Raw genomic sequence first — 23,135 nt, 5'->3', positions numbered from 1 at the left:
TGTTCCCATGTTGGTGTGTAATTAAAACTCGGTGTAATTGAGCATGACGTGTTCAGCGCGGGCCGGGGTGGCCGGTTGCTGGCTGCGCCATTGGATCACAGCCGGGGTGGACGTTAAATCGAACTGGTCGCGTCCTAAAGCCCGGTTGAGAATACGTGCCGACCGCCAGGCCATCAGGCTGAGCTGGGGTTCGGCGATACCGTGGCTGTGCATGCCGGCGTTGACGGCAAACAGGCAGTTTTCCTGCGGGCCCTGCCACTCGAGGGTGAAGTCGGGCGCAACGCGGTATTGGTCATCGGCCGTGGTCAGCAGACGCTCCGCCAGCGGGGCGAGGAACGCCGGGCGATCCTGCTGATAACCGGTGGCGAAGATCACCACATCGGTATCGAACGTTTCTTTGCCCTGATCGAGGTGGTGATGGGTCACCAACTGATAGCCGTTACCCTGAGCGTGGATCGCCGCCAGCGAACGGCTTGGCAGCAGGCGCGCCCAGGGTTTTTCACGCAGCACTTCAAACTGGTGATACATCGCGCGGTAGATGGCCAGCAGCGAATCGCTGGTGATGCCGTCGGAGGTCATTTTCTGCTCGGTCAGCATGCGTTGCTTGGCGCTGTCGTTCAGGCCATAGAAGCTGTCGACGTAGTCCGGCGTGAAGTACTCGTTAGCGAACGCCGCTTCATCCAGCGCATTGTAGTTATTGCGGCGCGAGATCCAGTTCAACTGCGCCGGTTGGCCCCACTCGGCACGGAAGATGTTCAGGAACAGATCGGCGCCGCTCTGGCCGCCGCCGACGATGGTGACGCGTTTGCCGGTCAGATCCGGGTTGCGTAAGGTCATCTCGCTGGCGTGGAAGCAGCGGTCGTTTTGTTCGGTAACGCAGTCAGGCAGCTTGATGCGCTTGCCGATGCCCAGGCAGACATGGCGCGCCCGGTAGGTGGCGCGCTGGGTAGTAACGACAAACTGGCGCTGCCGATCGTCAAAATCCACGCTCTGAATATCCTGGCTGAACTCGAGCGAACTCAGCCCGTTGGCGGCCCAGTCGAGGTAATCGGCGAACTCTTCGCGCGACACCGTACGCAGTTCGGTGGTCAGGAAACGGTAGAATTTCTTCCTTTTCACCAGATAGTTAAGAAAGCTGTACGGATTGGTGGGCGACACCGCGCTGACCAAATCTTTCAGGAAGCTGGTCTGCATATGGCAGTCCGGTACCATCATGCCGGGGTGCCAGGAAAAGTGCGGTTTGCGCTCCAGGAATTTGCCGTTAAATCCGGCGACTTCACTGCCGAGCGCGGCGATGCTGAGGTTGAAGGGGCCGATGCCGATGCCGATGAAATCCAGAGGCTGATTCATTGGGCAAACTCCTTGGTGACCAAATAAAGAGGGTTATCCAGATCTTGCAGATAGTTTGGCAACATGCGGCTGCCGCCATCCTGCTCCGAATAGGTGAGTTTCACCGGGTTGAGCACCACGCGAATAATTTGTGGTTTGAATAAATCAAAGAGGGCGAAGCGTTCTGCCATGTCCGGGTGCTGCGCCATGTAGCGCTCCAGCACCTGCGCCAGCAGTTGATAGAAACGGGATTCACTGACCCCGCAGGCCTGCATCAGCGGCGAGATAAAACGCAGCACGGTGACGAAATGCCCGGTTTGCAAATCATGGATCAGATAGTCGGCGGACAGACGCACGGTAACGTCCTTCACCACCTTCGGCAGTGAGGCCGCTTCCGGGAAGTCCTGATCCACCAGGCGCATATCGCCCTGGAAGTCTTTCAGCAGCACCCGTTGCGGCACATGGTCCTTCATCACCAGCGTGATGTTTTGGCCGTGGGCGATCAGGGCTACGCCGTAACGGCACATCAGGTGGTACATCGGCAGCACCACCCGGCTAAACATCTGTTGCAGCCAGGCCTCGGCGCTCAGGCCGGACCGGGCGATGTAGGCGCCGATCAGCGGCTGGCCGTGATTATCGGTTTCCATCAGCGTTGCCATCAGAATGGCCTGCTCGCCATCCCGCAGATAGCACGAAGGGTTCTCGCGCCAAATCACCCCCAGCATTTCCTGATAGCGATAGGGCGCTTTGGCCAAAGCCGCGTAGGTTTGGTGCGTCATATAGCCTGCGGCCGGCTCGCCGAGGATCTCGGCACCGCTGGCGCGCAGCGTACTGTCTTCGGCAAACACCTGCTGCAGCCAGCGGGAGGCTGCCGGCCCGGCGCTGATGTATTTGCCCGGAATGCCGCGATAACACGAGGTGTTGTAAATGGTCAGCGGCAGCTTGATGTCGAACGCCGAACGGCGGCTGACGTTGGTCAGGGTACGTAATGATTGCTGCGCCAGATAGTTATCGCCAAACTCGCCCAGCTCGATCAGTTCCCCTTCGGCCAGTTGCGGCAGGAAGTGCAACGCGATCTTTTGCTGCCACTGCCATGGGTGTAACGGCACTGGGATCCAGTCATCGTTCAGCTCCAGCTCACGCCAGCGGCGGTCAAAGCGCTGGCGTTCATCGCCTGTCATGGCGCTGCCGAGCAGGTTTTCCAGAGGGTAGTTATCGTCGGCACACCAGACAAAGCTGCCCCGTTTGGCCGCGACCCAGTGCAGCCGGAACTGGCCCTGATATTCGGGCGCATACTGCTGCAACGCGGTCAGACCCCAGCCGCGACGGCCTTTGTTGAAGATAAACTTGGGGTGGCCGGCCAGCAGGCATTGCAGCGCGTCGGCGTCCAGCGCAATCAGATCCTGCGCGCTCATGCCGTGACGGGCGGACAGCAATTGCATATCACCGCGCAGCGTGGCGTACAGATCTTCCAGATGTTCGGCGATCTGCGCATCGTCCATCTTCAGCACCTGCGCCAGCTGGCGCAGCGTTTGGTCGGCCGCCAACGGCTGGCGATCGCAGGCCAGGCTGGCGGCGTCGATGTGTAACCAGCCCCAGATACCGCGTTCGGCGCTGAAGGTATAACTGGCGTCGCCCAGTGCGATGCGCCATTGGCCGTCATGCTGTTCGGCGCATAGCGTGCGTTCGTATTCCAGCTCGGCCAGGATCTTGGCGATCATCTGGCGGTTGACCCGTTGCCAGTTGGCGTAATCTGCGGTGGTCATAAGCCGAACCCCCGGAAGAATTCATCGCGCTGATTCATGATCAGACGCGAACGCTTGTGCGGGAAATCGAACTCTTTCACGGTGTGGTAACCGGCGGCCGGCAGGTGGCGGAACAGGCGTTGGTTGTCGGCGCGTGGCTCGGCGACCACCCGCGTGGTGCGCGGTTCATCCAGATACAGGTAATGAGTCAGGCCGCGCAACCAACTGCGGATATAGTGCGCGCCACGGCGATCTTCCTCGCCGACCAGCATGTGCAGCCCGCGGTCGAACGGTTGCCAGCGGTAGTGGCGGCCAATGCGGTCTTCCGGTGCCCAATAGACTTCGAAATAACCGAACGGGCGATCGTCGAAACACCCCAGCAATGGGTAGCAGTAGCTGGAATCCAGCTGGCGTTGCAGGTAGGCCGCCTGCGTTTCCAGCGGGCCGCTCATTTCCCAGAAGGCATCGACGCGCGGCGAATTCATCCAGCGGGTGAATTGCCCGGCATCGCGTTCTACTTCCGGCAGCCGGAAACTCAGGGTCTGTTTAAGTTGCGGATCGTAACGGCGATAGACCTCGCCATTGGGCCGCATCGGGCGTTGCGGGTACCAGAGGCTGCGTTCGGCGTCATACATCATCTGAGCGGAGGCAGGGTTGCGTTCGGCGCCCAGCCACAGCGGTAACTGATAAAACGTCTCGCGTGCCAGATAGTCGCCGCTTGCGAGCGCGAACAGCGCCTGCGCCTGCGGCTCTTCGCGCCATTGCGCATAGGGCAGCGTGATGCCGCTCAACTGCGGTGCGGCTATCAGCAACTGGTCCAGCGCTTGCACCAGCCAGCCTTGCGGCAGGGAACCGGGATAGTGCAGCACCGCGCTGCCGTCCAGGCCCAGCCCGAGTTGCAGCTCCTTTTCCAGCCGTTCACAGCGAAAGCCGCTGCCGGCATGCATCAGTTTGGCGTGCGGCATCATTGGGCGGCTCCCTGGCGCAGCGGATTGACGAAATCAAAGTAGATCACCGCCGGATCGACGATGGTGTTTTCGTTGTGGTCGTGCAGGTAACAGAAGAAGTTGCCTTTGCAGTTCCAGTGGCTGCTGTCGAGCACGTAGTCCAGGCACAGGGTGTTTTTGGCCGTGTCGCGCAGGCCGCTCAGCGCGTCGCGTACCCGGGCCATCAGGCTTTCTTCCGTGTCGAAACCGGCGGCAGCCAGCGCGGCGGTCACCGCCAGGCTGGAGTTCACCAGCAGGTAGTAAGGGAAGTAGCGCAGCAATTGCTGTTCGCTGAAGCGGTTTTCCGCATCGGCTTCGCCAATCTCTTCCAGCCACGGCGCGGCATCGCGGGTAAAGCCGCTGCCCTGGCAGTCGCGGTACAGCATGCCGATCGGCAGATCCTGCTGCATCTCCACCAGAATGTTTTGCTGGTGGGCCAGCAGCACCAGCCCGTAATCGGCTTCCGTGCTGAACAGCGGCAACAACACCTGTTGGCAGTAAGCGTCCAACCAGGCATGGGCGGCTTGTTGCAGCGGCAGATTCAGGCGGGCGGCCAGACGGCGCACTGCGGCGGCCAGCAGGCTGTCACCGCCATCCGGTGCCGCCTGTGTCAGCGTTACCAGCACGTTGGTTTGGCTATGCGGCTGGTCGAACAACAGGTTATCGCGCAGCGCCATCAGGCTTTCTTCCTGGACGATACCGTCCGCCGAGCGCAGGCCGGCCCAGCCGTCTTCCTGCATCACGCGGAAGGTCGGATAGCGCGCTTGCAGCTCTTGCCAGCGCGGCGTTTGCGCCAGCCGGGCCAGGCGGATGCCGCGTTTTACTTCTTTAACCGACAGGGTGCGCACCGAGTTGGTCAGGCGCACGCTGAGGGAGAATTTGATCATGTCGCGGTTGCCCGCGCTGTACAGCGAGCGTGAGGAGCTGGTTGGCAGCCAGCGCTCGCCGGCTTCGCCCAGATCGCTCAGCAATCCCTGCGCGGCCAGATCCTGGCACCATGTCTGCGTCAGCAGATGGTCGGCCTGCCACGGATGCATCGGCAGCAGCCAGACGTCATCGGTAAAGTGCGCCAACAGCTGCGGCGCGCTTTCGGCGGCAAAACGTTGCAGGCGTTGTTGCAACGTCAGGTTCAGGCTGTCGCCGCACAAGTAGCGTTTATCGACGGCAAACCAGCGCAGCGGGAAGCTGGCGGCAAAGTCCGGCAGGTAGCGACGCGCCTGCTGCTCATCGAAGGGCTCATGGGATTTCGGCGCCGGGTGGAAGGCGTGGCCGACCAGCAGACCTTGCTCCGCCTGGGCAAAGTTCAGCGGCTTGTCGCGCAGTGAAGGCCAGTCCAACCGGACATCAATGGCCTGGCGGGTATTATCATGACTTTCCAGCACTCGCTGGCGAAAACGCGCCACTGCCTCATCGGACAGCTCACCTTTTATCGCCGGTTTCTCCAGCAGCAGAGTGACCAGTTGCTCCATGCTCAGTGCCACGCCAGCCCCATCGTCCTGCTGATGCAGATAAGCAGGGAAAAGATACTGATGATGTTGTGTGGGAGAGGTATGGCGTAAGGCAATGCGAATCGCCTGGGTAGATGAAAGCGGAATGTTGAGCTGCGGATACTGTGGGTGGCTGGCGGCTGGAACGATTTGCCAGTCCTGGGTTTCACGCATCAGTGCGTTGAGAAAACATTGGGCAGCCACGTCGGTCGCCGCGGTTTCAAACTGGAGAGTCATGATCCGATTTTCGCTAAGAATCAATTGAGAATGATTCTTATATCAATAATATTTATTGTTATCAATCATCCTATGATACAATTTTTCAATGATTCTTTCATAACCATATAATTTCATTAACGGTAACCTTACTTTTGATGAGTATTTCACCTCCCGCTAAATCACCCACAACTGGGAATACGTCTCCTTCAAATTGGCCGTTGGCGCTGTGCGCCGGTCTGTTGGGCATCGGGCAAAACGGCCTGCTGGTGGCGTTGCCGGTGTTGGTCGGCATGACCCACTTGTCGCTTTCCGTCTGGGCCGGGCTATTGACGCTCGGCTCAATGCTGTTTCTGGTCGGCTCCCCCTGGTGGGGGCGACAGTCTGAAATTCGTGGCTGCAAGTTTGTCGTGACGATGGCGCTTGTCGGTTATTTGTTCAGTTTTGCTTTACTGGCGTTGGCCGTTTGGGGGCTGGCGGCCGGCTGGCTTTCACCGATGGTGGGGCTGGGCGGCCTGATCGTGGCGCGCGTTATCTATGGGCTGACGGTGTCCGGCATGGTGCCCGCCAGCCAAACCTGGGCATTGCAGCGTGCCGGCTACGAACAGCGCATGTCGGCGCTGGCGACCATCAGCTCCGGGCTAAGCTGCGGGCGGTTGCTGGGCCCGCTGTGCGCCGCGCTGGCGTTGTCTCTCCATCCGATGGCTCCGCTGTGGCTGATGGCCATTGCGCCATTCATCGCCTTGCTGGTGGTGTGCCGCCAGCATAACGATCCGCCCTTGCCGCCGGTGGCGCAGCAGCAAAATCGCCTGCGTCTCACCATGGTGCCTTATCTGCTTTGCGCGCTGTTGCTGGCGGCATCGGTCAGCCTGATGCAGCTCGGCCTGGCGCCGCATCTGACCCCTTTGTTCAGCCACTCTGCCACCACCGTCAGCCACCATGTGGCCGTGTTGCTCAGCGTAGCGGCGGCCTGTACGCTGCTGGCGCAGTTCCTGGTGGTGCGTCCGCAGCGCTTTAGCGCGCCGCAATTGCTGTTGATTGCGGCGGTATTGATGGTGGCGGGATTAGGGTTGATGTGCGCCCAACCGCTGGCGCTGTTCTATCTCGGTTGCGCGCTGGCTTCCTTCGGTGCGGCGATGGCGACGCCAGGCTATCAGTTGATGCTGAACGATAAATTATCCACCGGCAAAGGCGCCGGGGCTATCGCCACCAGCCATACGCTGGGCTACGGTCTGAGCGCGTTGATGGTGCCGGTGGTGGCAAGATTTTATGGCGAGTCACAGCTGATTGCAGCGGCTCTGATGATGGCCGTCCTGCTGGGCGGTATCAGCGGCTGGCTATGGTGCCGGCAGCGTATTCAGCTACATTCTGCGGGAGAGTAACAGATATGTCCGGCGCATCGAGTTACCGAATTTTTGATATCACACTGAAAGTAAAAGAAAACGTATCGCCTTCCTTGCTGCGCTGCGTTTTCGAAGGCCCGGATGTCCACCGCATGAAGCTGGAGGCGCCGGATCAGCGCATCAAACTGCTGTTCCCGGCCGACGATGGCCAGATCCCACGGCTGGAAAACAGCGATGACTGGTATCGCCACTATATGGCGATCCCGAAAGAGCAGCGCCCGATTATGCGTACTTACACGCTGCGAGCGCTGCGCACTGAACACAATCAGATGGACGTCGAGTTTGTGCTGCATGGCGTGAACGGCCCGGCCTCCGCCTGGGCGACCCATGCCAAGCCGGGGGATACCCTTCAGGCGGTGGCCCCCAATGCGGATTTTGACGGCGACAGCGGCGGCTACGAATGGGCGCCGCCGGCGCATCTGCGGCAGGCGTTGTTGATTGCCGATGAAACGGCGGTGCCGGCGGCGATGGGCATTCTGGAACAACTGGCGCAGCAGGCCAACCCACCGCAGGTGCAGGCGTTCTTTGAGGTGCCGCTGGCGAGCGATTGCCTGAATATGGACCGCTTCCCGTTCGCCGAGGTGTATTGGCTGCCGCGTGACGTCGGGCATCAGCAGATGCACGGCACGCTGCTGGTGGAATCGGTGCGCCAGCGGGTGACCATTCCTGAATCGGCGCGTGCGCAAGCGCAGTCGTTGACGGAAAACAGCCTGGGCGGCGAACTGCTTTGGGAGCGCGCAGAGGGCGCGAAGGGTTTCTATGCCTGGGTGGCGGCGGAGTCTTCTGCGGTGAAGGCGCTGCGTCGTTACCTGATCGGCGAGCGCGATCTGGACCGCTCTACCGTTAACTTTATGGCTTACTGGTGTTGAGTCGCGGCATCAATACCCGGTTTCGCTTTGGTGGCGAATAGCCAAAATAACGGCGGTTACACCGTTAAACCGATACAGAACAAGATAACCGCTATTGCCGAAATCGATAGGCCACTCCCTGAATTCAGGTGCCATATCTTTAGCGGGGCGGCCAATATGGGGTTGGTGCGCTATTATTTTGATGCAGTTACGAATAGTGGCGACGGCGCGCTTTGCCGAATTGAGATCCTTCTCAGCCAGAAATCGATAAAGCTGCTGTACATCCAGCAGCGCCGCTGGCGTCCATATCAGTTGTGGCACCCGGGTATCTCCGTATCATCACCTTTTTCCAGATCGGAGAGCCAGCCGTCAGCCTCGTGCTGAGTCAAATGTTTACCATTGGCCTGATAGGTTTCCCATGCCTGTAATGCATCGTTGCGAACAGCCTCGCGTTTTTCTTCACGCTCGACATATTCACGAATGGCTTCACGCATAATCCAGTGTGCGCTGCGCTGATGGGCCGCGGCAATGTGTTGCACCCGTTGTTTAAGCTCATCATCAATTTTTATCGACGTAGCAGTAGCCATAAGTAGCCTCAGTGAGTTAAAGGTAATACCTTTAATTACTATACGGCTCCTGGCGTCAGGCTGTCCAATTTTTGCGCACGGTGACTTATTCTGCCATCACACTCACGTGCGCGGCCACGATGCGCCAGCCGCAGGCCAGCTTGACCCAGGTTTGCATCTGGCGGCCGACGCGTTCGCTGCCCGGGCGGCGAAACTCGGTGCTGGCAACCGCCATATCATCACCGTAGGTGGTAATGACGGTGTTCTCCAGGAGGCGATCCAACCCTTGCGACGGCCGTTGCCGACGGAAATCGCGGATCTGATCGATGCCGTACAGATTTTCCGTCGCGCCGTAGCGAACGGTACGCCCGTCGTGCCAGAACAGCTCATCCAATACGTCAATGTCATTGCCGATCAGCGCCTGTTCATAGCGATAAAACGCGGCGTTCACTTCAGCCAGTACCGCCGGCCGGTCGATATATTCACTTTTCATCCATTAACCCTGTTTTGCCGGTAAGGAACAATTCGCCACGCCGCGTTGCTCCAGCGCATAGGCGGCGCGCAGCGCCAAATCTTCACGCCATGGCGGGGCGATAAGTTGCAGGCCGATGGGCAACCCCGAGGCGGTTTTCAGCGGCACCGTCACCACCGGCAGGCCGAGGAACGAAATCGGCTGCGTCAACATACCCATGCTGGCGCGGATCGGCAGATCGGCACCATTGATGCGCATCGTTTCCTGACCCAGGCTGGTCGCGCTGCATGGCGTTGCCGGGGCGATGAGAATATCCCAGTGTTCAAACAGCGGCAGCACTTGCTGTTGGAAATGGGCGCGGAAGCGTTGCGCTTGCACATACCAGGCTGCGGGCAGCATGGCGCCTGCCAACAGTCGCTCACGCGACAGCGGCTCAAAACGTTCCGGCTGGCTGCGCAACTGCGGCAGATAGTGATTGCCCCCCTCGGCGGCACTGATAATAAACGCCGCCGAACGCGCCAGTTCAGCCTGCGGCAGCTCAACCTCGGCACAGGCCTCCAGCGCCATCGCGACCTGTTGCACGGCGGCTTTGGCGTCGTCATTACACCACTGCTGGAAATAGCCTGCGAGCACCGCACAACGCAGCCCCTGCTGGCCGCGTGGCAGCAGCGATTCGGTTTGGGTGATCGGTTTTTCCGCCTGAAAGCGGTCTTCGATATCGGTGCCCTGCATCACGTCGTACACCGCCGCCAGATCCCGCACCCGGCGGGCGAAAGGCCCCACATGATCCAGGCTGGCGACAAAGGGTTGGCTGCCGCTGCGCGACAGGCGGCCGAAGGTCGGTTTCAGCCCGTAAATGCCGCACAGCGATGAGGGTACGCGGATCGAGCCGTTGGTGTCGCTGCCGAGCGAGAAGGTCACCAGCCCGGCGGCGACCGCGGCCGCCGAGCCGCCGGAAGATCCGCCGGCAATGCGCGTGGTGTCGTGCGGGTTGCGGCTTGCGCCGTAGTGGCTATTTTCGGTGGTAAAGCCGTAGGCGTAGGCATCCATGTTCAGCATGCCGGAGAGCAGCGCGCCTTGTGCCGCCAGTTTGCCCACTGCCCAGGCGTCTTGTTTGGCGGGCGCACGGTCGCTGAACAGGCTGGCACCGGCCAGAGTGGTTTCGCCGGTGACGTCGAACAGGTTTTTCACCGCGTAGGGGATGGCCGCCAGGCTCGGCAACGTCTGCCCCTTGGCGCGGAGGCGATCGAGGTGATCGGCTTCACTCAGCATCCGCTCGCGGGTGATGTGGGTATAGGCGTTCAGTGAAGGGTTGAACGTGTCGATATTCTCCAGCGTTTGCTGGGCGATTTCGCGCGCGGAAATCGCCCCCTGTTTAAGGGCGGCGCGGATCTCGGCGATCGATAGTACGCTTAACGGATTCATGCGCGATACACCCCGGCAATCTCCAGGCGTTGATCGAGCGGGAAGGCCATCAGCGGTTCTGCCATCGCGGCGATGCGGTTGAACTGGGTCAGCAGCTCCTGGCGGCGCGCGTCATCCATTTCCAGAGCCAATATCGCCTCCATCTGGCTGATATAGGCCGCCCAGTCGGTGGCAGGCAGGTTGTTCATAGATATTCCCCTTTAACATGGTGTCTAAAAGCCGGCGGCGCTGCCGTTGCTGCGCGGGTCAAAAGCGCCTTCCAGCATGCCGTTGGTATGACGAACGATCGCGCCGGCATGGCCGACCGCCTCGCTGAAATCGGGCAGCAACTCCACCTCATGGCCGCGCCGGCGCAGATACTCCACGGTTTCTGCGCTGAAACGGCCCTCCAGCTTCAGGGAGTCCGAGCTTTCGCCCCAGGTGCGGCCGAGCAGCCAGCGCGGCGCGCTGATGGCCTGTTGCAGCGGCAACCCTTGCACCACGTGGCGGACAAATACCGCTGCCTGGGTTTGCGGCTGGCCGTCACCGCCCATAGATCCATAGACCAGGGTACGCCCGTCATACAGGCGTGCGGCGGCCGGGTTAAGGGTGTGGAACGGCTGTTTGCCTGGCGCCAGCGCCAGCAGGTGGGCGGCATCCAGGCTGAATGACGCGCCGCGGTTTTGCCACAGCACGCCGCTGTGCGGCAGAACGACGCCGCTGCCGAATTCGTGATAAATGCTCTGAATAAAGGATACCGCCAGACCGCTGCTGTCCATCACCCCCATCCAAACGGTGTCGCCCGGGCCTTTGCCTTTCCCCCAGGTGGCGGCCTGGTGGGGATCGATGCGTTTGGCCAACGCATCCAAATGCTCGGCTTCCAGCAGCGCCTGCGGATCCTGCGTCATATGGCGAGGATCGGTGATGAATTGATCGCGTAGGCCGAAAGCCAATTTGGTGGCCTCCACAATGCCGTGCACCACGGCGCCTTCGCTTTGGCCGGCGAGCGGTAGCCGATCGGTCAGCCCGAGGATAGCCAGCGACACCAGGCCCTGAGTGGGCGGCGTCAGATTGAAAACTTCGCCTTTCTGATGCTCCAGCCGCAGCGGCGTGCGGCGGCGCGGTCGGTAATCCGCCAGATCCTGCGCGGTGAGCGGCATGCCCAGCCGGGCCATATCCGCTGCCATGTTGTGCGCCAATGGGCCGCGATAGAAGCTGTCTAACCCGTCTTCGGTCAGCGCGATCAGGGTATCTGCCAGTTGCGGTTGGCAGAAACGTTGGCCGGCGTGAGGGATTTCCCCGTGCGGCAGGTAAGTGCGGGCAAAATGTTCCAGCTCCGCCAATTCATGATATTTGCTGCGGGTGGCGGCTTCCTGCGAGGCGGTGACCGGAATGCCGTCCGCCGCATAGCGAATGGCATCGGCCAACAGGCGCGGCAGCGGTAACGGCTCATTGCCCAATTCGGCGGAGTAATCCAGCGCGGCTTGCCAGCCGCCGACGGTGCCGGCCACGGTCAGCGCCGCCTTCGGCCCACGGTGCGGAATATGACTTTCACCGGCGTAGAAATCCAGCGTAGCCAGGGAACCGGCGGCACCGCTGGCGTCAATCGCGACCGGATCGCCCTGCGGCGGAACAATCAGCCAGAAACCGTCGCCGCCCAGGCCGTTCATGTGCGGGTAAACCACCGCGATAGTGGCGGCCGCGGCGACCATCGCCTCAATGGCGTTACCGCCTTCGCGCAGGACCGCCAGTGCGCTTTCGCTGGCGAGGTGATGCGGCGTGACCGCCATGCCCAATGGCGCGGTGTTGCTGTTAATCATTTCTTGGCCCTTTTTTGAGGTCAGCATCTGATTCAATACAAGCAAGAGGCGTTCCATATTTTTCCGGGGGACAATAATTGCTTGCCAGCAGGTGGATTGGCCGTGTTATGTTCCGCTGAAACGAACGTTACAGCAGGAGTGGCGATGAAGCAGATTGATGAACGCCTGCGCAGTGAATACCCGCAGTTGACGCCGCAGGAACAGCGGGTGGCCGATTTTATCTTCGATCACTTCGATGACCTGATCAGCTACAACAGCGCCGAGCTGGCACGCCTGAGCGGCGTTTCCAAGGCTACCGTCAGCCGTTTGTTCAAGCGACTGGGTTACCAAAGCTACCGCGAAATGCGCGACGAACTGCGCACCCTGCGCCAGAGCGGCATGCCGTTGACCGATAACCGCGATGCGGTGCAGGGCAACACCCTGCTGGCGCGTCACTACAAGCAGGAAATGGCCAATCTCACGCACTGGGTGAACCATATTGATGCAAACCAGTTCAACGCGGTGATCGCCGCGCTGGTCCAGGCGCGCCGGGTGGTGCTGATGGGGTTTCGCAACAGCTATCCGGTGGCGATGCACCTGCGCCAGCAACTGATGCAGGTGCGCGAAAATGTGTTGCTGGTGCCACAGCCTGGGCAGACGCTGGCCGAAGAACTGGTCGATCTGAGTACGCAGGATGTGGCGGTGGTGGTGGCATTTCGCCGCCGACCGCGCCAGTTGCGGGCGTTGCTAACGCAATTGCAGGTCCAGCAGGTGCCGACGCTGCTGGTGTGCGAACCGCAGGCGCAGGCGCTGATCCCGCTGGCGAGCTGGCATCTGGCGGCGCCGCTTGACAGCGTTTCCGCCTTTGACAGCTACTCAGCCGCCATGAGCCTGGCTAACCTGCTCAGCAACGCTTTGCTGCACGAGACGTTGGCGCAAGGGCGGCAGCGCATTCATCAGATCGCTGACCTGTATAACGATTTGGACGAGCTGGAACAGCGCTGATCTCAGCGCTATTTTGGTGCTTTTGCACTTTGGTGGTGCACATTTTTCCCCACTTTATGCCTTTCCTCCGCCGCTGCAGCGGCAGGGGAAATCCCCTTCTGATGCCTTAACTTACGGGCAATAAAGCAGAACGTTCCCCGCGCGGTCGATTGGCACATTAGTTGCAAAGTGATAGTCAAAGAATCTTTTGTTTCATCACTTCACCATCGGGGATAATCTATGAACTTCAAGAAAATCGGGGTAGCGACATTGGGTGCGGTTTTGCTGATGGCGCAGGCCGCCTCTGCGATGGCGGATCAATTACAGGAGATCCAGCAGCGCGGCGTGCTGCGGGTGGCTGTACCGCAGGACTTCCCGCCGTTTGGATCCGTGGGCACCGATCTGCAGCCGCAGGGTTATGACATCGACATGGCGCATTATCTGGCCGACAAGATGAAACTTAAGTTGCAGTTGGTGCCGGTCACCAGCGCCAACCGGGTGCCTTATCTGCAAACCAACAAGGTCGATCTGGTGATCTCCAGCCTGGGCAAAAACCCGGAACGCGAGAAGACCATTGCGTTTAGCCGCGCCTATGCGCCGTTCTTCCTCGGGGTCTTCGGGCCGAAAGAGGCGGTACTGGGCGATGCCGCACAGCTGGACGGCAAAACCGTCGGCGTGACGCGCGGCGCGGTCGAAGACATGGTGCTGAGCGATACCGCACCGAAGGGCGCGCAGATCAAGCGCTATGAGGATAACAACACCACGCTGTCGGCCTACCTGTCCGGCCAGGTGCAGTACATCGCCACCGGCAATCTGGTGGTGAGCGCCATCGCGCGGCAGAACCCGACCAAAGCGCCGGTCGCCAAGTTTATGCTAAAAGACTCGCCGTGCTTCGTTGGCCTGCGCCTGGGGGAACCGGCGTTGAAAGCGAAAGTGGATGAGCTGATTGAACAGGCACTGAAGGACAACACCCTGAACGGCCTGTCGGAAAAATGGCTGAAAGCGCCGCTGCCTGCCAACCTTGGTGCATAACGGGAGCGCCTGATGACCTATCAGCTGAATTTTCCCGCTCTGTGGCCCTATATGCCCGAACTGCTGGCCGGTCTGCTGACCACCATCGAGCTGACGGCATTGGCCACTTTGATGGGCGTCGCGCTGGGGATTTGCGGCGCGGCAATCCGCAGCGGCAAGGCTAACCTGCTTAGCCATATTTGGGGCATTTACGTCGAGGTAGTGCGCAATACGCCGTTTGTGGTGCAGCTGTTCTTCATCGTGTTCGGCCTGCCTAGCCTGGGCTGGAAACTGACCGCCGGGCAGGCGGCGCTGTTGGCGATGGTGATCAACCTGGGCGCCTACAGCACCGAAATCATTCGTGCCGGCATTCAGGTGACGCCGAAAGGCCAGTGGGAAGCTGGGCGAGTGCTGGGGTTCAGCCGCAGCCAGACGTTTCTGCGCATTGTGCTGCCGCCGTCGTTGCAGCGAATTTATCCGGCGCTGGTCAGCCAGTGCATTATCGTCATGCTGGGATCATCGGTGGTGTCGCAGGTGTCGTTCGAAGAATTGACCTTCGCCGCCAACCTGATCCAGTCGCGCACGTTCCTCAGTTTTGAGGTGTATCTGGTGACGACGCTGTTTTATCTGCTGTTATCGGTATTGATGCGCCAGCTGTTGCTGGCCGCCGGACGGCGCTTTTTGGGGAGCCAGGGCTGATGCTGACTTTTACCGACTGGGACATTGTGCGCAATCTGCTGCTGGCGGCGCGCTGGACGTTGCTGCTGTCGCTGACGGCGTTCTTCGGCGGTACTTTGGTGACGCTGCCGCTGTTATTGCTGCGCCTGAGCAAGCGCAAGTGGGCGATGCGTTTTGTCCGCTTCTATTCCGAGCTGTTTCAGGGCACGCCGCTGCTGATGCAGCTGTTCCTGGCGTTCTTCGGCCTGGCGCTGTTCGGCATCGACGTCAGCCCCTGGGCTGCCGCCGCGCTGGCGCTGACACTGTTCACCAGCGCTTTTCTGGTGGATATCTGGTCCGGCAGCATCGCTGCCCTGCCGAAAGGGCAGTGGGAAGCGTCGCGTTGCCTGGGGCTGAGCTTTGGCCAGACTCTGGCGCGGGTGATTGTGCCGCAGGCGGTACGTATCGCCATCGCGCCCACCGTCGGGTTTTCGGTGCAGGTGATCAAGGGCACCGCGTTGGCCTCGATCATCGGTTTTATCGAGCTGACCAAGGCCGGCACCATGCTGAACAACGTCACTTATCAGCCGTTTAAAGTGTTTGGCCTGGTCGCGCTGGGCTATTTCCTGATGTGTTACCCGCTGTCGCGTTACAGCCATTATCTGGAGAAGAAATTCCATGCCGCTCATCACAATTAATCAGGTTCAGAAATATTACGGCCAGAACCATGTGCTGAAGGGCGTGGATCTGGATATCGACATGGGCCAGGTGATTTCGATTATCGGCCGCAGCGGTTCAGGCAAGAGCACGCTGTTGCGCTGTATCAATGGGCTGGAAGGGTATCAGGAAGGCAGCATCAAATTGGGCGGCATGACCATTACCGACCGCGATTCGCAGGCGCGTGAAATCAGCCGCTCCATCGGTATGGTATTTCAGAACTTTAATTTGTTCCCGCACATGACCGCGTTGGAGAACGTGATGCTGGCGCCGCGCCGGGTGCTGAAAAAAAGCCCCGCCGAATGCCGCGAACTGGCGGAGGAGATGTTGAACAAGGTCGGACTGGGCGAGCGAATGCACTATTCACCGGCCAATCTTTCCGGCGGGCAGCAGCAGCGCGTGGCGATTGCCCGGGCGCTGGCGATGAACCCTAAGGTGCTGCTGTGTGACGAAATTACCTCGGCGCTGGATCCTGAGCTGGTGGGCGAGGTGCTGAAGGTGCTGGAGCAACTCGCCAAAGAGGGCATGACGCTGATTCTGGTGACCCATGAAATGAACTTTGCTCGCGAGGTCGGTGATCGGGTGGTGTTTATGCACCAGGGCAAGGTTTGGGAGCAGGGCGACAGCCGCACGCTGTTCGCTAATCCACAAACGCAGGAATTAAAACAGTTTATCGCTTCGGTCCGTGGGCTGACAGAGGCCTGACCGGGGTGAGTGGAATAATAACTTATTAAGTTGGTAAGGAATGAACATGTTAGATATCACCCAGTTCGATCAGATTAATCCGCCGGCTCGCCTGTTGATGGGGCCGGGGCCGATCAACGCCGATCCGCGCGTGCTGCGCGCCATGTCGAGCCAGCTGATCGGCCAGTACGATCCGGTGATGACCGGCTACATGAATCAGGTGATGGAGCTGTATCGCGCGCTGTTCCGCACCGAAAATCGCTGGACCATGCTGGTGGACGGCACTTCGCGTTCCGGTATTGAAGCCATGCTGATCTCCTCGATTCGCCCCGGCGACAAGGTGTTGGTGCCGGTGTTTGGCCGTTTCGGCCATCTGCTGTGCGAAATTGCCCGCCGCTGCCGTGCCGAGGTGCACACCATCGAGGTGCCCTGGGGCGAGGTGTTCAGCGCCGATCAGATTGAAGACGCGATCAAGAAGGTGCGCCCGCGCCTGCTGTTGACGGTGCAGGGCGATACGTCCACCACCATGTTGCAGCCGCTGGAAGAATTGGGTGACATCTGCCGCCGCCACGGCGTGCTGTTCTACACCGACGCCACTGCCTCCTTCGCCGGCAACCCGCTGGAAACCGACGCCTGGGGGCTGGACGCGGTATCCGCCGGCCTGCAGAAATGCCTGGGCGGCCCGTCCGGCAGTTCGCCCGTCACCCTCAGCCCGCAGTTTGAAGAGATCGTCCGCCGCCGTAAATGCGTGGAGCAGGGCATTCGCACGGCTGACCATGCCGACGGCGACGACGAGATGATCTACTCCAACTATTTCGATCTCGGCATGATCATGGATTACTGGGGCCCGGAGCGGCTGAACCACCATACCGAAGCCACCAGCATGCTGTTCGCCGCGCGCGAGTGCGCCCGGGTGATCCTGGAAGAAGGGCTGGAAAATACCATCGCCCGCCACAAACTGAACGGCGCGGCGATGCTGGCCGGCATTCAGGGCATGGGGCTGGAGGTGTTCGGCGATCTCGATAACCGCATGAACAACGTGCTGGGTGTGGTGATCCCGCAACAGGTCCACGGCGAGCAGGTGCGTCAGATGATGCTGAATGATTTCGCCATTGAGATCGGCACCTCGTTCGGCCCGCTACAGGGCAAGATCTGGCGTATCGGCACCATGGGTTACAACGCACGCAAAGACTGCGTGTTGCAGACCCTGACCGCGCTGGAGGCGGTACTGAACCGGCTGGGCTTCGCCAGCCAACAGGGCGAAGCCTTGCAGGCGGCCTGGAATACCTACGACGCCGGGATCTGCTGATGGCGGCGCTGTTAACCGCCCAGGAGGCGGAACAGGCGGCGGCTCGCGTCATGGCGCGCTGCGATGCGCTGGCGGCGATCAGCGCCACGCCGGGCCAGCTGACGCGGGTCTATCTGTCGCCGGAACATCGGCGCGCCAACCAGCTGGTGGGCGACTGGATGCGTACCCTTGGCATGATTGTGCATCAGGACAGCGTCGGCAATATCTGCGGCCGTTACGAAGGCCAAACGCCAGGCGCTCCGGCGTTGCTGCTCGGCTCGCATCTGGATACGGTGCGCAATGCCGGCCGCTATGACGGCATGCTCGGCGTACTGACCGCACTGGAAGTGGTGGCGCATCTGCATCGGCAGCAGCGGCGTTTGCCGGTGGCGGTGGAGGTGATTGGCTTCGCCGATGAAGAAGGCACCCGCTTTAGCGTTGCCCTGTTGGGCAGCCGGGGTATCACCGGGCAGTGGCCTGCCGAGTGGCTGGAACGGACCGATGCCGAGGGGATCAGCATGGCGCAGGCGCTGCGCGAGTTTGGGTTGGATCCTGCTGCGGTGGGTGAGGCTAAGCGTGCGCAACGGGATATCTGCGGTTATCTGGAGCTGCATATTGAACAGGGGCCATGCCTGGAGGCGGCCGATTTGGCGCTGGGGGTGGTGACGGCAATCAACGGCGCTCGCCGGCTCAACTGCACCTTTACCGGCGAGGCGGGCCATGCGGGCACCGTACCGATGGGGCAACGCAAAGATGCGCTGGCGGCGGCGGCAGAATGGATGGTGGCCGTCGAGGCGATCACCACGGCCTGCGATCCGCATCTGGTGGCTACCGTTGGCAGAATCGAAAGCCTGCCGGGAGCGGTCAACGTCATCCCCGGCGAGGTAAAACTGTCGCTCGACGTGCGCGGCCCGGAGGATGGCCCTCTGGCGGCGTTGCTGGTGCAACTGCTGGCACAGGCTGAGGCGATCTGTGCGCGTCGGGGGCTGAGTTTTGCCAGCGAAGAGTTTTACCGCATAAATGCAACAGCCTGTGATGCAAATTTGCAACGGCGTTGGCAGGATGGCGTGATGCAGGTACAAGGCCGCAGTATGGCGCTGCCGAGCGGCGCCGGGCACGATGCGATAGCCGTGGCGGCCTGCTGGCCGGTGGGTATGCTTTTTGTGCGCTGCGATCGCGGTATCAGCCATCATCCGGCTGAGGCCGTCACTCAAGCCGATGTGGCGTTGGCGATTCAGGCCTACTGCCAGACGGTTGGCAGTTGGGAGGAAGCCTGATGGATTTGCAAGCGTTTAACCGGCTGTCGCCGCTGGAAGCCGAGCGGTTGCTGCGTCCCTGCGTGGATATTCCTTCCTGGATCGGTGCGGTAATTGCTGCCCGGCCGTTCGCCGGCATTGATGCCGCACTGGCGTTTGCCCGGCAGGCGTCACAGTGCTGGCAGGCGGAGGACGTCAATCGGGCGCTGGCGCAGCACCCACGCATCGGCGAGCGTGCCGGCGGGCCAGGCCGCGAGGCACAATTTTCCCGGCGAGAGCAGGCGGCGGTCAATACGGAGGACGCTGCGCTGGCCGAGGCGTTGTTGGCAGGTAATCGGCGTTATGAAGCGCAATTTGGTCAGGTGTTTTTGATCCGCGCCGCCGGCCGCGATGGCCAGGCCATATTGCGTGAGCTGGAGCGTAGGTTGAGCAACAGTGCGGAGCAGGAACAGCGGGAAACCGCCGAACAGCTGCGTGAAATCGTGATGCTGCGTTTTAAGGAGTTATTGAGCGATGAGTAATATCAGCACCCATATTCTGGACACCTCACTCGGCAAACCTGCGGCAGACGTGCGGGTGTGGCTGGAACGAGAGCACGACGGACACTGGCGGATGCAGGCCGAAAGCCATACCGATGCCGACGGCCGCGCGCGCAACCTGACGCCGGATGGCCTGACCGCCGGACATTACCGCCTGTATGCCGATCTCGGCGGCTATTTTGCCGCCGGCCGGCGCGAAACGCTATACGCCACCGCGATTATCGATTTTGTCGTCGGCGATGCGGCACAGCATTACCATTTACCGCTGTTAATCAGCCCCTATTCGTACTCGACCTACCGCGGCAGTTGATCTGATCCACTGACGTACCCTCGGGCGCGGCGTACCGCGCTCCCGGATTCAATCACCCAGTAAACGGGGGAAATATGGCTCTGTCTCAGGATCAGGGTGCGGCTTCGTGCTGCCCGGAAGATGAAAAACTGCCGCTGGGAAAAACCTTTGCCTTCGGCCTGCAACATATTTTGACCATGTACGGGGGAATTATCGCGCCACCCTTGATCATCGGTTCGGCTGCGGGTTTAGGCGCGCCGCAGATTGGCATGCTGGTGACGGCGGCGCTGTTTGTCAGCGGGCTGGCGACGTTGCTGCAAACCCTCGGCCTGCCCGGCCTGGGTTCACGCCTGCCGCTGGTGCAGGGCGTTTCCTTCGCCGGGGTGGCGACCATGGTGACTATTGTCACCGGGGACGGCGGGCTGCCTGCAGTATTCGGTGCGGTGATCGCCGCTTCGCTGGCGGGGCTGTTGATCGCGCCGTTTTTCTCGCAAATTATCCGCTTCTTCCCGCCGGTGGTGACCGGCACCGTGGTGACGGTGATCGGGCTGTCGTTGATGCCGGTGGCGGTGCGCTGGGCGATGGGCGGCAACGCCAAGGCGGCGGATTGGGGGGCTACCGGGAATATTGGCCTGGCCGCTTTCACGCTGGCGGTCATTTTGTTGCTCAATAAGATCGGTTCCCCGACGTTGAAGCGGTTGTCGGTACTGCTGGCGATGGCCGTAGGCTGCGTAGCGGCGGCGCTGGCGGGGAAAGTGAGCTTTGCCGCCGTGGGCAACGGGCCGTGGCTGGCCTTCCCCGAACCTTTCGCCTACGGTTGGCCAACCTTCGAGCTGAGCGCGATCCTGTCCATGCTGTTGATCGTGCTGGTGCTGTTGACGGAAACCACCGCCGGGCTGATGGCGGTGGGGGAAATTGTGGGTTCGCCGGTCAATTCGCGTCGTATCGCCAAGGGGCTGCGCGCCGATATGCTCTCCAGCGCGCTGTCGCCGGTATTTAACTCATTCCCGCAAAGCTCGTTTGCTCAGAATATCGGCCTGGTGGCGATCACCGGCGTGAAAAGCCGTTTTGTGGTCAGTGCCGGGGGCGCCATTCTGGTGCTGCTGGGCGTGTTGCCGGTTCTGGGGCGGCTGGTGGCCTGCATTCCGTTGCCGGTATTGGGCGGTGCCGGCGTGGTGCTGTTCGGTTCGGTGGCTGCCAGCGGCATTCGCACTCTGGCGAAGGTGGAGTATAAGGACAACATGAATCTGGTGGTGGTGGCGACGGCGATCGCTTTCGGCATGATCCCGATTGTGATGCCGACTTTTTACGATCAGTTCCCGAATTGGGTCCGCACTTTGCTGCATTCTGGCATTAGCGCGTCGTGTCTGGCGGCGCTGTTGCTGAATCTGTTGTTCAACCGGATCGATGCGGCAGAGAAAAATGCGACGGAGGAGGAGCTTTCCTGAAGAGTGCGGGCGCAGCGGACTGCGCCCGTAAGGATCAAAGGATCAATCGTGCCGCAGGAAGCTGTCGGCATCGCGCCAGGCCGGGAAAGCGCTGCGGTAACTCTGCAGGTTTTCCAGCGACAGTTCGGCGTCCAATCGTGCGGCGGTGCCCGGTTCCGCCTGCGCCAGCGTTTCGCCTTGCGGGCTGAGGATCAGGCTGTCGCCGCTGTAGTTCAGCCCGTTGCCGTCTTCGCCAACGCGGTTGCAGCCGGCCACGTAGACCTGATTCTCAATGGCGCGTGCGGCCAGCAGCGTTTGCCAGTGTTTGCTGCGCGGTGCCGGCCAATTGGCGACGTACAGCGCCAGATCGTAATCCTGCTGGTAGCGGGACCACACCGGGAAGCGCAGGTCGTAACAGATCTGCGGCAGAATGCGCCAGCCGCGCCACTCGAAAATCTCGCGTTTTTTACCGGCGCGGTAATGCAGGTGCTCGCCGGCCATGCGGAACAGGTGGCGCTTATCGTAAGCATGCACCCGACCGTTCGGTTCGACCAACAAGAAACGGTTGACTGCGCCCTCGGCAGTTTTCAGCGCCACGCTACCACCGACCAGAGCGTTGCTTTTGCTGGCCCAGCCGTGCAGCCAGGCGATCACCTGTTGTTCCGGCAGCGCGCTTTCCCCGGCGTCCATCGCGAAGCCGGTGGTGAACATTTCCGGCAGCACGATCAGATCGCGGCCGGTCAGCGGTGCCAACTGCTCATCGAAATGGCGCAGGTTGGCTTCGCCGTCGCGCCAGACCAGCGGTTGCTGCAACAGGGTAATTTTTAAAGTCGACATAACCGCTCCGCAGCCGCATCCAGCGTGGCGTCCTGTTTAGCGAAGCACAGCCGGATCAATTTATGAGGGAAAGGATCGGCACAGAAGACCGACAGCGGAATTGCCGCCACGCCCACGTGCTCGGTTAACCAATGACAGAAAGCGACGTCATCCAAATCGGAGACCGCGCTGTAATCCGCCAGCAAGAAGTATGTACCTTCACAGGGTAAAATTTCCAGTCGGCTGTTTGACAGCGCCTGCACAAAGCGATCGCGCTTGGCGCGGTAAAACGCCGACAACTGTTGCCAATGCTCCGGCTCGCTGCGCAGCATATCCGCCAGCGCCAGCTGTGCCGGGGTGTTGACCGAGAAAGTCAGGTATTGATGCACTTTACGTACTTCGGCGCTCAGTGCGGCGGGGGCCACGCAGTAACCCACTTTCCAACCTGTCATGTGGAAGGTTTTGCCGAAAGAAGACACCGCAATGGCGCGTTGCCGCAGCTGCGGATGGGCCAGCACGCTGGCATGGCCGCCCTGGGCAAAGCAAATATGTTCATACACTTCGTCGCTCAGCACATAGATTTCGTGATCGCTAATGGCGCGCCACAGCTGTTGCATATCTTCCGCCTGCCAGGCGGTGGCGGACGGGTTGTGCGGCGTATTGAGGATTACCAGCCGGGTGCGAGGCGAAAGCAATTCGGCAAACTGCTGCCAGTCCACGCCGAATGCAGGCGGCTGTAGCGCAATGCGCTTCAATGTGCCGCCAGACAGCGTGACCGCCGGCGCATAGCTGTCGTAGCTCGGGTCGAAACAAATCACTTCATCGCCGGGGCGCACCAAGGCGCTGATGGCGGCGAACAGCGCTTCAGTGGCGCCGGCCGTCACCGTGACTTCGCTGGCGGCGTCCGGCAGCCAGCCGTACAGCCCGGCGGTTTTCTCGGCAATGGCTTCGCGCAACGGCGCAACACCGGTCATGGGGGCATATTGGTTGGCACCCTGGTTGACGTGCCAGGCCAGGCGATCTTTCAGATAATCCGGGCCATCGAAATCGGGGAAGCCCTGCGACAGGTTGATCGCCTGATACTGCGCCGCCAGCGCACTCATCTGAGTGAAAATGGTGGTGCCCAGAGCGGGCAATTTACTGTCGGGAATCAATGCTGACGTGCTCATAGCAGGCTAATACTCCTGGCGCTTAGGTTGCCGTCAATATAAC

The 23,135-nt window shown here is 60.9% G+C and carries 24 protein-coding genes; 12 read left to right on the top strand and 12 right to left on the bottom strand.

What is annotated here, in order from left to right; translation table 11 throughout:
* Positions 1 to 21: 21 nt before the first annotated feature.
* The 4 genes from SPL01S_RS21010 to SPL01S_RS20995 are packed head-to-tail and all read right to left on the bottom strand — an operon-like array spanning position 22 to position 5,784.
* Positions 22 to 1,350 (bottom strand): lysine N(6)-hydroxylase/L-ornithine N(5)-oxygenase family protein, encoded by a 1,329-nt coding sequence (locus tag SPL01S_RS21010; protein ID WP_004948999.1) that lies wholly within the window; start codon positions 1,348 to 1,350, stop codon positions 22 to 24.
* Complete coding sequence (iucC, locus tag SPL01S_RS21005) at positions 1,347 to 3,095, bottom strand: IucA/IucC family protein (RefSeq protein WP_063202641.1); 1,749 nt, start codon at positions 3,093 to 3,095, stop codon at positions 1,347 to 1,349. Before iucC ends, SPL01S_RS21010 begins: the two co-directional genes overlap by 4 nt.
* On the bottom strand, positions 3,092 to 4,042 hold the full coding sequence (locus SPL01S_RS21000) for a GNAT family N-acetyltransferase (RefSeq protein WP_063202639.1): 951 nt from the start codon (positions 4,040 to 4,042) through the stop codon (positions 3,092 to 3,094). The genes iucC and SPL01S_RS21000 overlap by 4 nt, the downstream gene beginning before the upstream one ends.
* Positions 4,039 to 5,784, bottom strand: a complete 1,746-nt coding sequence (locus SPL01S_RS20995; protein WP_063202637.1) for an IucA/IucC family protein — start codon at positions 5,782 to 5,784, stop codon at positions 4,039 to 4,041. Before SPL01S_RS20995 ends, SPL01S_RS21000 begins: the two co-directional genes overlap by 4 nt.
* Before the next feature lie 137 nt (positions 5,785 to 5,921).
* Between SPL01S_RS20995 and SPL01S_RS20990 the strand changes: the two genes are divergently transcribed.
* Positions 5,922 to 7,145 carry an MFS transporter gene (locus SPL01S_RS20990; protein ID WP_063202634.1) on the top strand — a complete coding sequence of 408 codons (1,224 nt, stop codon included), beginning with the start codon at positions 5,922 to 5,924 and terminating at the stop codon, positions 7,143 to 7,145.
* Between the two features lie 5 nt (positions 7,146 to 7,150).
* Positions 7,151 to 8,035 (top strand): siderophore-interacting protein, encoded by an 885-nt coding sequence (locus SPL01S_RS20985; protein WP_063202632.1) that lies wholly within the window; start codon positions 7,151 to 7,153, stop codon positions 8,033 to 8,035.
* A gap of 9 nt (positions 8,036 to 8,044) precedes the next feature.
* Here the strand turns inward: SPL01S_RS20985 and SPL01S_RS20980 are convergent, their stop codons facing one another.
* The 6 genes from SPL01S_RS20980 to SPL01S_RS20955 form a co-directional block, all read right to left on the bottom strand.
* Positions 8,045 to 8,335: a type II toxin-antitoxin system RelE/ParE family toxin gene (locus tag SPL01S_RS20980; protein ID WP_063202630.1), complete on the bottom strand. Its 291-nt coding sequence runs from the start codon at positions 8,333 to 8,335 to the stop codon at positions 8,045 to 8,047.
* Positions 8,323 to 8,601, bottom strand: a complete 279-nt coding sequence (locus SPL01S_RS20975) for a CopG family ribbon-helix-helix protein (protein ID WP_063202628.1) — start codon at positions 8,599 to 8,601, stop codon at positions 8,323 to 8,325. The genes SPL01S_RS20980 and SPL01S_RS20975 overlap by 13 nt, the downstream gene beginning before the upstream one ends.
* 85 nt (positions 8,602 to 8,686) lie before the next feature.
* Positions 8,687 to 9,073 carry an oxalurate catabolism protein HpxZ gene (hpxZ, locus tag SPL01S_RS20970; RefSeq protein WP_004949013.1) on the bottom strand — a complete coding sequence of 129 codons (387 nt, stop codon included), beginning with the start codon at positions 9,071 to 9,073 and terminating at the stop codon, positions 8,687 to 8,689.
* Between the two features lie 3 nt (positions 9,074 to 9,076).
* Entirely contained in the window at positions 9,077 to 10,477 is a 1,401-nt protein-coding gene (locus tag SPL01S_RS20965) for an AtzE family amidohydrolase (protein WP_063202626.1), read from the bottom strand.
* A complete protein-coding gene (gene hpxX, locus SPL01S_RS20960; RefSeq protein ID WP_006322394.1) occupies positions 10,474 to 10,665 on the bottom strand; it encodes an oxalurate catabolism protein HpxX in 192 nt (63 codons plus the stop codon). Before hpxX ends, SPL01S_RS20965 begins: the two co-directional genes overlap by 4 nt.
* A gap of 24 nt (positions 10,666 to 10,689) precedes the next feature.
* Entirely contained in the window at positions 10,690 to 12,276 is a 1,587-nt protein-coding gene (locus SPL01S_RS20955) for a gamma-glutamyltransferase family protein (protein ID WP_063202668.1), read from the bottom strand.
* A gap of 144 nt (positions 12,277 to 12,420) precedes the next feature.
* Between SPL01S_RS20955 and SPL01S_RS20950 the strand changes: the two genes are divergently transcribed.
* From SPL01S_RS20950 to SPL01S_RS20905, 10 genes are all read left to right on the top strand, one after another.
* Complete coding sequence (locus tag SPL01S_RS20950) at positions 12,421 to 13,260, top strand: MurR/RpiR family transcriptional regulator (RefSeq protein WP_006323781.1); 840 nt, start codon at positions 12,421 to 12,423, stop codon at positions 13,258 to 13,260.
* A 219-nt stretch (positions 13,261 to 13,479) separates the two neighbouring features.
* Positions 13,480 to 14,271: a transporter substrate-binding domain-containing protein gene (locus SPL01S_RS20945; RefSeq protein WP_037432214.1), complete on the top strand. Its 792-nt coding sequence runs from the start codon at positions 13,480 to 13,482 to the stop codon at positions 14,269 to 14,271.
* 12 nt (positions 14,272 to 14,283) lie between these two features.
* On the top strand, positions 14,284 to 14,949 hold the full coding sequence (locus tag SPL01S_RS20940; protein ID WP_004949021.1) for an amino acid ABC transporter permease: 666 nt from the start codon (positions 14,284 to 14,286) through the stop codon (positions 14,947 to 14,949).
* Positions 14,949 to 15,605, top strand: coding sequence for an amino acid ABC transporter permease (locus SPL01S_RS20935; RefSeq protein ID WP_063202624.1), 657 nt, complete (start codon positions 14,949 to 14,951; stop codon positions 15,603 to 15,605). The genes SPL01S_RS20940 and SPL01S_RS20935 overlap by 1 nt, the downstream gene beginning before the upstream one ends.
* The gene (locus SPL01S_RS20930) at positions 15,586 to 16,329 is read left to right on the top strand and encodes an amino acid ABC transporter ATP-binding protein (RefSeq protein WP_004949026.1); all 744 of its coding nucleotides are present in this window, start codon (positions 15,586 to 15,588) and stop codon (positions 16,327 to 16,329) included. The genes SPL01S_RS20935 and SPL01S_RS20930 overlap by 20 nt, the downstream gene beginning before the upstream one ends.
* A gap of 46 nt (positions 16,330 to 16,375) precedes the next feature.
* Positions 16,376 to 17,617: a pyridoxal-phosphate-dependent aminotransferase family protein gene (locus tag SPL01S_RS20925; RefSeq protein ID WP_063202622.1), complete on the top strand. Its 1,242-nt coding sequence runs from the start codon at positions 16,376 to 16,378 to the stop codon at positions 17,615 to 17,617.
* The gene (hpxK, locus tag SPL01S_RS20920; RefSeq protein ID WP_063202620.1) at positions 17,617 to 18,873 is read left to right on the top strand and encodes an allantoate amidohydrolase; all 1,257 of its coding nucleotides are present in this window, start codon (positions 17,617 to 17,619) and stop codon (positions 18,871 to 18,873) included. Before SPL01S_RS20925 ends, hpxK begins: the two co-directional genes overlap by 1 nt.
* Positions 18,873 to 19,373, top strand: a complete 501-nt coding sequence (uraD, locus tag SPL01S_RS20915; protein ID WP_063202618.1) for a 2-oxo-4-hydroxy-4-carboxy-5-ureidoimidazoline decarboxylase — start codon at positions 18,873 to 18,875, stop codon at positions 19,371 to 19,373. The genes hpxK and uraD overlap by 1 nt, the downstream gene beginning before the upstream one ends.
* A complete protein-coding gene (gene uraH / locus SPL01S_RS20910; protein ID WP_063202616.1) occupies positions 19,366 to 19,701 on the top strand; it encodes a hydroxyisourate hydrolase in 336 nt (111 codons plus the stop codon). Before uraD ends, uraH begins: the two co-directional genes overlap by 8 nt.
* A 74-nt stretch (positions 19,702 to 19,775) precedes the next feature.
* Positions 19,776 to 21,128 carry a nucleobase:cation symporter-2 family protein gene (locus tag SPL01S_RS20905; RefSeq protein ID WP_063202614.1) on the top strand — a complete coding sequence of 451 codons (1,353 nt, stop codon included), beginning with the start codon at positions 19,776 to 19,778 and terminating at the stop codon, positions 21,126 to 21,128.
* 42 nt (positions 21,129 to 21,170) lie between these two features.
* On the opposite strand, the gene SPL01S_RS20900 is transcribed toward SPL01S_RS20905, so the two are convergent.
* Positions 21,171 to 21,944 carry an amidohydrolase gene (locus SPL01S_RS20900; RefSeq protein WP_063202613.1) on the bottom strand — a complete coding sequence of 258 codons (774 nt, stop codon included), beginning with the start codon at positions 21,942 to 21,944 and terminating at the stop codon, positions 21,171 to 21,173.
* A complete protein-coding gene (locus SPL01S_RS20895; protein WP_063202612.1) occupies positions 21,932 to 23,092 on the bottom strand; it encodes a pyridoxal phosphate-dependent aminotransferase in 1,161 nt (386 codons plus the stop codon). Before SPL01S_RS20895 ends, SPL01S_RS20900 begins: the two co-directional genes overlap by 13 nt.
* Positions 23,093 to 23,135: the final 43 nt, after the last annotated feature.

The sequence above is a fragment of the Serratia plymuthica NBRC 102599 genome, assembly GCF_001590925.1.
Taxonomy (GTDB): Bacteria; Pseudomonadota; Gammaproteobacteria; order Enterobacterales; family Enterobacteriaceae; genus Serratia; species Serratia plymuthica.
This window is presented reverse-complemented; position numbering and strand designations above follow the sequence as displayed.